This window comes from Patulibacter sp. NPDC049589 (assembly GCF_040675535.1).
In the GTDB taxonomy this organism is placed as follows: domain Bacteria; phylum Actinomycetota; class Thermoleophilia; order Solirubrobacterales; family Solirubrobacteraceae; genus Patulibacter.
Genome location: NZ_JBFAPC010000059.1, coordinates 1 through 11,753, shown reverse-complemented (window position 1 = coordinate 11,753; position 11,753 = coordinate 1). Strand labels below are relative to the sequence as shown.

Below are 11,753 nucleotides of genomic sequence, written 5' to 3'. Positions count from 1 at the left end.
GGCACGCCGGTCCACGCGCCTCCCCCGGTCCGCCCGGAGCTCGGCGGGCGGCGGACCCGTGCGCCCCGGCCCGGCCGGCGCGCGACGGCCCTACGCCCGCGAGGCGGCCGCCAGGTAGATCAACGCCGCGCGGACGCGGCGGTTGACGTCCGGGTCCTCGGACAGCCCGAGCTTCACGAGGATCCGGCCGACGTGCGAGTCGACCGTCTTGCCGGCGATGCACAGCCGGGCGGCGATCGCGGCGTTGGACGCGCCCTCGGCGATCAGCGCCAGGACCTCGCGCTCGCGGGCCGAGAGGCCGCTCAGCGGGTCCTCCCCGGGGAGCGCGGCGGCGTCGCGCACCGGCGGCACCGGGGCGCCCGGGGCGATGGTGCCGCCCATCGCGACGCACTCCACGGCCGCCACCAGGTCGGCCGCCGTGCCGACGCGGTCCTTGCGGAGGTGCCCGATCCCGCCGGCGGGGCCGCCGAGGCTCTCGAGGGCGGGGGCCGGGCCGCCGTCGCGACCCAGGACGAGCACCGCGACGTCCGGCAGGTGCCGTCGGATCCAGCTCGTGGCCCGCAGGCCCTCGTCCCCGTGCGCCGACGACATACGCACGTCGACCACGACGACGTCGGGGCGCAGACGGCGCGCGGCCTCGACGAGCGCGCCCGCGTCGGCGACCTCGCCCACCACGTCCATCCCGGAGTCGCCGAGCAGGCGGGCGACGCCGGCGCGCCACAGCGGCGTCTCGTCGGCGAGGAGGACCCGCAGGCGGGCGGTCGCCGCGCCCGGATGTCGCGGGCCCACGCGCGGCCGGACGACGGGGGGCCGGAGCGCCCGTGGTGCCGGGCGGCTCCGCAGCGGTTGACGACGGGCGAGGCTCTCGGGCCCGCGGCGCTCGACGGTGGACATGCGGCCACGCTAGTCGGGGACGCGACGGATGGAATCGGGGTGACCACCCCGGTCTTTGCCCCGAGAGCGGTCCGGGGCGGGGCGGGGCGCGATGGCCGGCAGCGGCGACGCGAGGTCGTCGGTGGAGACCGGGATGCTCGCCGCCGTGTCCCGACGACCCACCCGGGCGCGCCGCGTCGGATCGGGATCGCGGCCCCGAGACATCGGGACGGCGCGAGGAGCGACCCGCTCGGGCGGCCCGGGAGCCCGCGATCGCCCTGTCCGACGCGCACGCAGGACCCCTGCGCTACGGTCGTTCGACTATCTCAGTCCCTCCGACTCAGATCATGTGGACACGCACCTCACCGCGTGGTACGGTTCACGAACCCAACGGTTGACCTTCTCAACTACTGAGGACCTCCCAGATCTCATGACCACCCTGCCTCTCATCCCGCTGGACGACGTCGTCGTCTTCCCGACGATGGACGTGACCCTGCCGGTCGATCCGGGCGACGACGAGCGCGTGCTCCTGGTCCCCCGCGTCGAGGGCGAGTACGCCGCCGTCGGCACCATCGCCCGCGTCAAGCGCAAGGTCCGCCTCCCCGGCGGCGGCACGGGCGCCATGTTCGAGGGGATCGCCCGCGGCGTCGCCGGCGCCGCCCAGACGGGCCCGACGGGCGACCTGCGCGTCACCGTCGAGGAGCACCCCGACGAGGTCCCGGTCGACGGCCGCACCCGCGAGCTGACCCGCACCCTGCGCGCCACGATCGACGAGATCCTGAGCGCCCGCGGCGACGACGGGTCGGTCCAGGCCGTCCTGCGCGCCATCAAGGACCCGGGCGCGCTGGCGGACTCCGTCGGCTACGACCCCGAGCTCACGGTCGAGCAGAAGGTCGAGATCCTCGCCACGCTCGACGTCACCGAGCGCCTGGAGAAGACGATCGAGCTCCTGCAGGAGCGCCTGAGCGACCTGCAGCTGCGCCAGAAGATCCGCGAGGGCGTGGAGTCCGGCGCGCAGAAGCAGCAGCGCGAGTACCTGCTGCGCAAGCAGATGGACTCGATCCGGCACGAGCTCGGCGACGACGACGCGTCGGTCGTCGAGGAGTACCGCGAGAAGATCGAGGCCGCCGGCATGCCCGAGGCCGTGCGCGAGCAGGCCGACAAGGAGCTCGGTCGCTTCGAGCGGATGGGCGGCGAGGGGTCCGGCGAGGCCCAGATGATCCGCAACTACCTCGACTGGCTGCTGGCCGTGCCGTGGGGCGAGCGGTCCGAGGAGAACCTCGACCCGGTCCACGCCCGCGCCACGCTGGACGGCGACCACTTCGGGCTGGAGGACGTCAAGGACCGCATCGTCGAGTTCCTGGCGGTCAAGAAGCTGCGGGCCGACCGCGGCCTCGACGACGAGAGCGCGAGCGACCGCCGCCGCGGTGGCGGGTCGATCCTGACCCTCGTCGGGCCTCCCGGCACCGGCAAGACGTCGATCGGCGAGTCCGTCGCGAAGGCGACCGGCCGCGAGTTCGTGCGCATCGCCCTGGGCGGCGTGCGCGACGAGGCCGAGATCCGCGGCCACCGCCGCACCTACATCGGCGCGCTGCCGGGCCGGCTGGTCCGCGCCCTGCGCGACGCCAAGACGATGAACCCGGTGATCCTGCTCGACGAGGTCGACAAGGTCGGCGCGGACCACCGCGGCGATCCGTCGGCGGCGCTGCTCGAGGTCCTCGACCCCGCGCAGAACCACAGCTTCCGGGACCACTACCTCGACGTCGAGATCGACCTCTCGCAGGTGCTGTTCCTGGCGACGGCGAACTCGCTGGACACGATCCCCGGCCCGCTGCTGGACCGGATGGAGATCATCCCGTTCGACGGCTACACCGTGGCCGAGAAGCGGGCGATCGCCCGGGACCACCTGGTCCCGCGTCAGCGCAAGGCCAACGGGCTGCGGGACGACGAGGTCGTCGTGCCGGAGGAGCTGCTCGGCCTGATCGTCGACGAGTACACGCGTGAGGCCGGCGTCCGCCAGCTCGAGCGCACGGTGGGCAAGCTGCTGCGCAAGACGGCGACGTCGATCGCGTCGGGCAAGGACGAGGCGCCGGTGACGGTCGACCTCGACCGGGTCCGCGACGCGCTCGGCCGGCAGAAGGTGTTCCACGAGTCCGCGGCCCGCACGGCGGTCCCCGGCGTGGCGACGGGCCTGGCGGTCACGGGCGCCGGCGGCGACGTCCTCTTCATCGAGGCCACGCGCGTCCCGGTCCCCGGCTCCAAGGGGTCGCTCGTCCTGACCGGGCAGCTCGGTGACGTCATGAAGGAGTCCGCCCGGATCGCCCTCTCCTGGGTCCGTGCGAACGCCGAGAAGGTCGGCATCGACCCCGCGAAGTTCGAGGACGCGGAGTTCCACGTCCACGTGCCGGCGGGTGCCATCCCGAAGGACGGCCCCTCGGCCGGCATCACGATGGTGACGGCGCTGGTCTCGCTCCTGACGGGGCGGCCGGTCAAGCACACCGTCGGCATGACGGGTGAGGTCACCCTGCAGGGCCGGGTGCTCCCGATCGGCGGGCTGAAGCAGAAGTCCCTCGCGGCGCACGCCGCCGGGCTGACGGACATCGTCATCTCGGAGCGCAACCGCGGCGACCTGGACGACGTGCCCCAGGAGGTCAAGGACGCCGTGACGTTCCACCCCTCGATGAGCCTCGACGAGGTGCTCGAGGTGGCGCTGGAGACCCGCGTGGCCGAGGTGGTCAAGGCGGGCTGAGAACCCCGTGCGGCGGGGGCGGGCGACCGTCCCCGGCGTCGCGGCCGGCCACCCGGCACTGTCGCCGGGTGACGCCGGTCGCGGCGGGCGGACGGCGGCGTGGCAGCGCCGTCGTCCACCCGCACCGGACGCTCCGTCGTCAGGGCGCGAGGCAGCCGGACCGGATCACCGGGCCGGCGGACCACCTCGCTCCGTGCGCGGCACCCCGCAGGACCCCGGCCACGAGGTCGGGCGATGCCGAATCGATGCGGACCCGCCCGCCCGCTCGGCATCGCCCGGCCCCGGGAGGGGGCCGGACGGGACATCGGGGGATGGCCGAAGGGCCCCGGGAGACCGGGGCCCTTCGTGCGGCCGGGGGTGGCGACGCCGCGGTCGGTGACAGCGCCGCGAGCTGTGCCCCACGACGCCGGACGCCCCCGCGGCCCCGATCGGCGGCTGCGCTCAGCCGCCGCAGACGGGCCAGGGGCTCGAGCCGCGCTGGGCCTGGAGCTGCTGGGCGCGCTGGTCCTGCTCGGCCTCGGGCGCCGCGGCCGGGTCGCCGGATCCGCCCACGGACTCCCAGGTCTGCTGGTCGAACTGGTACTTGCCGCGGTACTGACCGTCGGGCGAGACCGCACCGGGGTTCCCGCCAGACTCGCAAGCCGCGACGCCGGAGAGGTCGCCGCCGGACGAGCCGGAGGACGTCGGCCCGGTCGATGCTCCGGCGACGGCCTGCCCGCCGGTGGTGGACGCGTCCGATGCCCCGGTCGCGGAGCCCGTGGAGGCCGCCCCACTCAGGCTCGCGTCCATGCTCCGCAGGGTCGCGAGCGACTCCCGGATCTCGGTGCTCGTGGCGGGCCGGTCCTCCCCGCCCTTCCGCACGCCGTCATCGGCGATGTTGCGGCCGGGCTGCCCGCCGGCGTCGACAACCCGCTCGTAGGCGCTGTCGTACGACTTGGTGAGGCCGCCGGACGGCGCTGCAGACGCCACGGTCGGCACGGCGGCGAAGGCCACCGATGCGACGGCGGCCGTGATGAACGTCTTCTTCGTGCCCATGAACTGATCACCTCGCGGTGGTCGGATACGTGACGCACCCACACGTCCGCCGGAGCTCTCCGGCCCGTCGTGGATGCGGGCACCGCCGAACTGGGACGGTGCGCGGCAGGCGCTCGAGAAGCCGGACTGCCGGCGGGCCGTCACGGAGGTGATGGCCGGGCCTCGGTCGCCGAAAAGAACGCTACGGGCCCTCGGCGTGGAGTCCTGTGCGGGGGATCACAGGTGGGACACCACTGGGGCCCACAGCGGGTCGCGCCCAAGCAGAACGACGGTGCATCGGCTAGAACGGTCCCAAGTTCCTTTCTCGACCCGACTGCGCGCGGCATCGCGTGGTCGACGAGCCCGGTGCGAGCTCAGGCCGGTGTCACGCCGAGCTTCACCAGCCGCCGCTGCCCACCGGAGCTGCATCCGCAGCCATCCGACGCGTGCGTTCGCTGCCCGCAGTTCCCCTTCGCGCTAGCAGCGCAGCGACGGCCGCCGCGGCTGCGAGCGCGATCACTGGGACCGACGGCACAACATATCGCCAGTTGAACAGGCCCCCCGCATAGGTCGCGTAGAGGGCTGGGACCCACCCAGCGGCACCAAAGGCGATTGCCGCACGACGTCCAATTCCACGCCCAAACGCCACACCCGCCAGCAGGACCAAGCCAAAGAGAACCAGAACAAGACCAGACGGACGAGTGATCGGTTGAAGTGCCGTCAGCGCACCCCAGGGGGCACGTGCCGGTTTATTCGGCGCAGATCCCGGTCCGTAGTAGGCATTGATCGCGTCAACCGCCACGGCTGCAGGGCCAGCATCGGCGCCCTTGAGGTTGAGGATCTGCGTTCCTTGGTCCGTCACAGGCCGTACTAGCCCTCCGAACCCGAACAGACGTTGGAAGGCCGTTACCTGAGTGCCCCAGACATCACCAGATTGGGCCGCGGCAGCACGCGTCGCCCAGAGTTTGATGCTTGCGTTGAGGTTCGGATGTGCTGCAAGAAGCTTCCGGCCCGGCGACGAGCCATCCCAGTAGTAGTAGTCGGATCCCGGTCGGCTGTCGGCAGGGGTGTTCTCGCAAAGCGAACGGGTCCCTCGAGGCACCTTGAACTTCGAACACTGGGCGAACGGCGCGACTCCCGGGTAACCGCCGAGATCCTGAGCCGGCGGGGATCCAACGAGTCCGTAGAAGCCCGTCTTCTTCTCCTGCTCGTGGAGGTATCCCAACAACATCACGAGGCACGTCAGCACGAGAGCAGTCGACGTCAGTACTCGCATCTTGAGCGAGACGCGCATGAGAAGCAGAGCAGCCAATCCCACCCCAGGAAGCACCGGGAACAGTGCTGGCCGGACAAATCCGGCGGACATCGCAAGGATGCCAACCCCGACGCCGAGCAACACGACGAGAGCAGCTGTCACCCACTGGTTCTCGCGCTGACGAATCGGCACCAGAACCAAAGCCGCTAGAGCCGCCATCGCCAGCGCGCTCGCGAGCGTCTCAGTCAGAAGCTGATGCTCGAGCCACAGCCAGTCGATCGAGAGCAGCCACACGGCAGCAGCCACGGCTGCGACGGCCCTCGGGACACGGACAGCCAGCGCGGTCGCGTAAAGCAAAAGGCCGCCGACCAAGGAGAGAAGGTGCTGCAATACGACCGGGAAGGTCGGGGACCCGGATACGTCGTGCGACAACCGCAAGAACAGCGGATACCCGGCTGTCCGCCCTTCAAGAGGACGGAACAGATACTCCTGCGCGGCGCGCACGTAGACGTTCGCATCGGTGTACGACATCAGCGGTTGCGGCAAGGCAACCATGATCGCGAGACGCAGCAACACTGCCAGCGAAAGGACGATGGCAATGAGCCAATGACGTCGAAGGAGCCTTCGCATGGATGCCAAAGACCTCCCGCCAAGGCCATATGGGGCCTGAGCTACGGCGTGAGGCTGCGCGCTCATCGTCCGAGTCGATCGCGGACGGACCGAACCCGCTTCGCCGTCCCGAGGGCCATCTTCACGGCCTGTCGGTTGCGGATGTCCTCGTAGTTCTCGGCGCCGTTCTGCCAGGCACGTGCCTGCTTCTCGGCGGCCAGCGCCCGCGTCTTCCAGCGGTCGATGACCGACGCCGCGGCAGCCGAGTAGGTGCCGCGGGGATGCGCGTCCGTGTCCGCCAGACGCGCATTCGATCGCCAGAGCTCGCGGTTCGCGCGGCGCAGGCCCTCGAGCCAGCGGGCGTTCACGGGCTCGACGGCCCAGGCCATCGACGCGGTCGTGTCCTGATCCGCGGCCTCCACCGCGTTGACGAGCACCATGTAGTGCGTCGCCCACCCGGACGGCCGGGCATCGGACGGGACCGGCGCCAGGAGCGACGGAGCGTTCGTGCCGGCGCCGGGCTCCGGACCGATGAGCGAACCCTGGGCGTGCCACTGCTCCCACACGACGGCCGGCGTCGCGAAGCGGGCGGCCCAGCGGTCGACGGCGTCACGATCGAAGTTGGCGAGGTGGAACGCGTTGTCCTCTTCGTAGCGGCGCGAGTTGGGGACCGAGAAGATGACCGTGGTGCCCGTGCCCGCGACACGGACCAGGGCGTCGAGGAGCGCGTCCTTCTCGATGATGTGCTCGACGCCCTCGAAGCAGACGACGACGTCGACGTCCGCCATCAGCGTCTCGTCGCCCAGCGTCTCGATCGCGTCGCCGACCGCGAGCGTCAGGCCGTCGAGGTGCCCGTACGTGCGCTGCCCCTCGTCGATCGCCTCGGGGGCGATGTCGACGCCGTGGACCGACGCGGCCACGTCCTGCAGGAGGGCCGAGCCGTACCCGACGCCGCAGCACAGGTCGAGGACCCGCCGGTCGCGACAGAACGTGCGCACAGCCTCGTAGCGGTGGCGGTGCTCCAGCGACTCGAGAGACGTCTCGTTGATCGCTTCCGTGCTCAGGCGTTCCAGGGACACCACTCGACCTCCTCTTCGCGGCGACGGCTCTGCATCTCGCCCATCAGTCGTGCCGTGGAGTCGATGCCGAACTCCCGGATCATCGACGAGGCGCGGACGCGATAGCGGAACAGTCGCTCGGGGATGACGTGACCGAGCCGGCCCGCGTCGTGCAACCGCCAGTAGTGGTACCAGTCCTCGAAGCTCGTGAGCTCCTCGTCGTACCAGTACCCGTCGTCGAAGACCCCGCGCCGGAACAGCGCGACGGCGTCCCCGGCGACGTTGTTCTCCTTGATCAGCGCCGACGAGTTGCCGATCGGCTGATAGCCGCGATCGATGCCCTCGTGCGCGACGCCGTCCTCGTCGACGTACAGCGACCAGGTCGTGACGTAGGCCAGCGACGGATCGGCCTCGAGCACCGCGAGCGCTCGTTCGACGAACGTCGGCTCGAGCACGTTGTCGGCGTCGAGCGGCAGCACGTAGTCGCTCGCGGAGACCCGGATGCCCAGGTTGCGGGCCGCCCCGAGTCCCGAGTTCGCCTGCGTCGCGAGCGAGACGCGCGGATCCTCGGCGAGCTCCTCGACGATCCGGTCCTCGGCAGCCAGGGAACCGTCGTTGACGATCACGACCCGCACGTTGGGGTGTGTCTGGTCGAGCGCGCTGCGGACCGTCTCGGCGACGTGGGTCTCGAGCCGGTAGTACGGGACGACGATCGTCACGCTCGGACGTGCCCGCGGGGGCGTCGGGACCGCCCCTCGCGGCGTGGTCGAGGCGAGGCGGTCGTAGGCCTCGAGGATCGGACCGGAGTCGATCAGCCGGTCGAAGTGCGCGCGGGCGTGGACGGCGACCTCGGGCCGTCGGACCGCCGACGGGTCGTCGACGAGCTGCGCGAGGCGCTCGCTCAGGGCTCCACGACTCGGATCGCGGCTCAGCCAGCCACCGGGCCGCTCACCGTCTTCGTCCGGCGGACCGACCATCTCGACCAGGCCCCCGACCGGCGTGCCGAGGATCGGGACCCCGGCCGCGAGGGCCTCGAGCCCCACGTTCGGCCAGCACTCCCAGAGCGACGGGATTGCCACGAGGTCGTGCCCGGCGAACAGCCCGGGGACCTCCTGCGGCGCGACCTCGGACAGGAAGCGGATGCGCCAGTCGTGGGGCGTCGCGAGCTCGAGGTGCTCGCGCATCGACAGGCCTCGGGGCGCGGTCTCGGTGTCGCCCCCGACGATCGTCAGCACGATGCCCTGCGCCGACTCGCGGACGATCCGGACGAGGTTCTCGATCCCCTTGCGCCGCTCGAGCCGGCCGAGGAACAGGACGTGCAGCAGGTCGTCGTGCGCACGCTCGACGGGGACCGCCGGGGGCTGCACCGCGTGGAGGTACGGGTGGCGGACCACCTGGACGGGCGCGACCGCACCGTCGTAGAAGCGGGCGTACGTGCCGCCGATGTCCCCGCCCCCGACCAGCGCCACATCGGCGTGCCTGAGCGCATAGCGCTCGAGCTCGAACGTCATCCGCGACGTGAAGTCGACCGGCACGTGTCCGTCGAGCACCGAGCACATCTCGACCGACGTGTGGGCCCGGACCGCGACGGTCGTGCCGCGCAGCCACGGGGCGCCGGTCCGCGCCGCCTGGACCGTGACCGTGCCCTCGCCCAGGTAGTCGGGGAACTCGATCAGGTCCGGACCGTTCGCCCCGTAGTGCGCGCCGAGGGCGTCGTGCACGTCCGCGCTGTAGCGGTGCAGGTCGGTGAAGTACGACCCGGGACCGTTCTCCGGGTCGTCCCGGACGTAGACGATCTCGACGCCGTCCGAGGGACCGATCAGCGAGCCGTCGCGGCTCGCCTCCTCGAGCGCCGGCCGGTTGCCCTCGCGCGTGAAGAGCGCGACCTCGGCCACCGGGGCCAGGAGCCGGCAGAGGGCCGAGACGTAGGCCGCGATCCCCCCGCCGTTGGCGGGAGCGACGTCGCGGGAGACGATGGCAATCCGTCGGGTCGGCACGCGACGGGAACCCTAGAGCTCTTCTGCGACGTGCGGCGCGATGCGGGAGTACACCCAGAGCCCGATCACGAAGACGCCGACCGTGATGCCCAGCGGGATGAGCATCATCGTCCAGCCACCGATGGCCTGCACCGCGGTGTCCGCCGTCGGATCGAAGATGGAGTGCCGCATCTGCTGCTGCACCACCGCAAGGGGGTTGCACATGACCATGTGCCGCAGGCCGGTGCTGTCGATCGTGTCGATCGGATAGAGGATCGGCGTCCCGTAGAAGATCGCGAGGCTCATGACCTCCCAGATCGGCGCGATGTCGCGGAAGCGCACGAACAGCGCCGACAGGAGCAGCGACAGCCCGAGGATGAACACCACGAGCATCGCCAGGACCGGGAAGAACTCGAGCCAGGACCAGCGCAGCGGCACCTGTGACAGCCCGATGAAGACCAGGACGGCAATGAGGTTGACGGCCAGGTTCAGGAGCGCCGTGATGACCACGGACACCGGGATCACGATGCGCGGGAAGTGGATCTTCCTGACCAGGCCCTCGGCCGCCGGGACGGCGCGCACCGCGGCCCCCGTCGCGTCACCGAAGAACTGGTACATCATGATCCCGAACAGCAGCAGCGGCGCGAAGTACTTCACGTCCTTGCTGACCGGGACGATCTCCGTGAACAGCACGTAGTAGACGCCGAAGAACATCGCCGGCCGGACGAGCTGCCAGAGGTACCCGAGGACCGCGCCGAAGAACTTCAGCCGGAACTCCAGGAACCCGAGCGTCCAGGTCAGGTTGACCATGCGGCGGACGGTCCCGACGAAGGCGCCCGGACCGGGGATTCGCTGGCCGCCCGCGGCCTTGATGCGCTCGACGGCCTCGGACACGTCCGGGGTCTTGACCCGCTCGGGCACCTGCGACGCCTCGGTGCTCACGACGCGGCCCCCGTGCGCAGGCCCTGGGACCCGTCGGACCCGGTGACGCGCACGACGACGTCGTGGTCGAGCACCGTGATCGCGCCGGTGTCGTTCGGTCCGGCGGAGACGAACGAGCCGAAGTCCTTGCGACGGTCGGCGAACTCGAGGTCGGCGGATCCGCGCGAGGCGATGTACGGGGTGATGGTGTACCGCCCGGACGCCAGGACGTTCTCGAAGCTCACGGTCGCCTCCGCCCGATCGCCGGCGCGGTAGTTCCCCACGGGCCGGTTGACCCAGATGGAGTTGCCGGCGAAGACCGGGCGGTGGTGATCGTCCTCGACGACCAGGCCGATCGACGGCTCCGGCATGTCCTCGGCGAACGAGATCTCGAACCGCACGACGACTGTGTCGCCGCGCTGGATCAGCATCCGGGGCTCGCCCTTGTCGTCCTCGACCCACATCTGCTCGACGCGAGCGCGACCGTCGCCCTGGCGGGTGAGATCGTCCGCACCCGCCCCGATCTGGGCGACCGACGCGGCGCGATCGCCGCTGAAGTTCACGTCGAGGTAGTGGGCACCGACGCGCTCCGGATCACCGAGCTCGATGGTCCGGCCGCGCTCCAGGAGCATCGCCCGATCGCAGAACCGCTTGACGGCGCCCATGTCGTGGGTGACGAGCACGAGCGTCCGGCCCTCGTCGCGGATCCGGTTGAACTGGTCGAAGCACTTCTGCTGGAACGCGGCGTCACCGACGGCCAGCACCTCGTCGATCAACAGGACGTCGGCGTCGACCTGGATCATCACCGAGAACGCCAGCCGGACGTGCATGCCCGACGAGTAGTTCTTGAGCTTGACGTCCTCGAACTCCCGCAGCTCGGCGAAGTCGATGACCGCGTCGTAGCGTGATCGCGCGACCGACGGCGTCAGGCCGAGCATGATCGCGTTGAGCATCACGTTGTCGCGGGCCCCCAGGTCGGGGTTGAAGCCCACGCCGAGCTCGATGAACGTCGACAGGCGACCGCGGAGCCAGATGTCCCCGGCGTCCTTGCCGTAGATGCCGGCGAGCATCTTCAGGAGCGTGCTCTTGCCGGACCCGTTGCGACCGACGATGCCGAAGAACTCGCCCTCCTCGACGGAGAACGAGACGTCGTCGACCGCGATGAACTCGTCGTGGCCGATGCGCCTGAAGGGGTGGAGGGCCCGCTCCTTCAGCGTGTGCGTCTGGTGGTGCGGACGACGGAAGGTCTTGCGGACGCCATCTACCACGATCGCTGGAGACGACACGCGGGTCATGGT

At 71.0% G+C, this 11,753-nt stretch carries 8 protein-coding genes; 1 reads left to right on the top strand and 7 read right to left on the bottom strand.

Features of this window, described 5'->3' with window-relative positions; all coding sequences use genetic code 11:
• Nucleotides 1-90: 90 nt before the first annotated feature.
• A complete protein-coding gene (locus AB0L40_RS12960; RefSeq protein WP_364354647.1) occupies nt 91-894 on the bottom strand; it encodes a response regulator transcription factor in 804 nt (267 codons plus the stop codon).
• A 409-nt stretch (nt 895-1,303) separates the two neighbouring features.
• On the opposite strand from AB0L40_RS12960, the gene lon reads away from it, so the two are divergent.
• The gene (gene lon, locus AB0L40_RS12955) at nt 1,304-3,622 is read left to right on the top strand and encodes an endopeptidase La (RefSeq protein WP_364354644.1); all 2,319 of its coding nucleotides are present in this window, start codon (nt 1,304-1,306) and stop codon (nt 3,620-3,622) included.
• Nucleotides 3,623-4,063: 441 nt separating this feature from the next.
• Here lon and AB0L40_RS12950 read toward each other — a convergent pair whose 3' ends face one another.
• The 6 genes from AB0L40_RS12950 to AB0L40_RS12925 all read right to left on the bottom strand — a co-directional run.
• Nucleotides 4,064-4,657: a transglycosylase family protein gene (locus AB0L40_RS12950; protein WP_364354641.1), complete on the bottom strand. Its 594-nt coding sequence runs from the start codon at nt 4,655-4,657 to the stop codon at nt 4,064-4,066.
• A gap of 376 nt (nt 4,658-5,033) precedes the next feature.
• Nucleotides 5,034-6,467 (bottom strand): hypothetical protein, encoded by a 1,434-nt coding sequence (locus AB0L40_RS12945; RefSeq protein ID WP_364354638.1) that lies wholly within the window; start codon nt 6,465-6,467, stop codon nt 5,034-5,036.
• 116 nt (nt 6,468-6,583) lie between these two features.
• Complete coding sequence (locus AB0L40_RS12940) at nt 6,584-7,579, bottom strand: class I SAM-dependent methyltransferase (protein WP_364354635.1); 996 nt, start codon at nt 7,577-7,579, stop codon at nt 6,584-6,586.
• Nucleotides 7,561-9,555 (bottom strand): glycosyltransferase, encoded by a 1,995-nt coding sequence (locus tag AB0L40_RS12935; protein WP_364354633.1) that lies wholly within the window; start codon nt 9,553-9,555, stop codon nt 7,561-7,563. The genes AB0L40_RS12940 and AB0L40_RS12935 overlap by 19 nt, the downstream gene beginning before the upstream one ends.
• A 12-nt stretch (nt 9,556-9,567) precedes the next feature.
• Nucleotides 9,568-10,476 (bottom strand): ABC transporter permease, encoded by a 909-nt coding sequence (locus tag AB0L40_RS12930; protein WP_364354630.1) that lies wholly within the window; start codon nt 10,474-10,476, stop codon nt 9,568-9,570.
• Nucleotides 10,473-11,753, bottom strand: a 1,281-nt coding sequence (locus AB0L40_RS12925; RefSeq protein WP_364354627.1) for an ABC transporter ATP-binding protein, incomplete at its 5' end; no start/stop codon positions are given. The genes AB0L40_RS12925 and AB0L40_RS12930, both read right to left, overlap by 4 nt.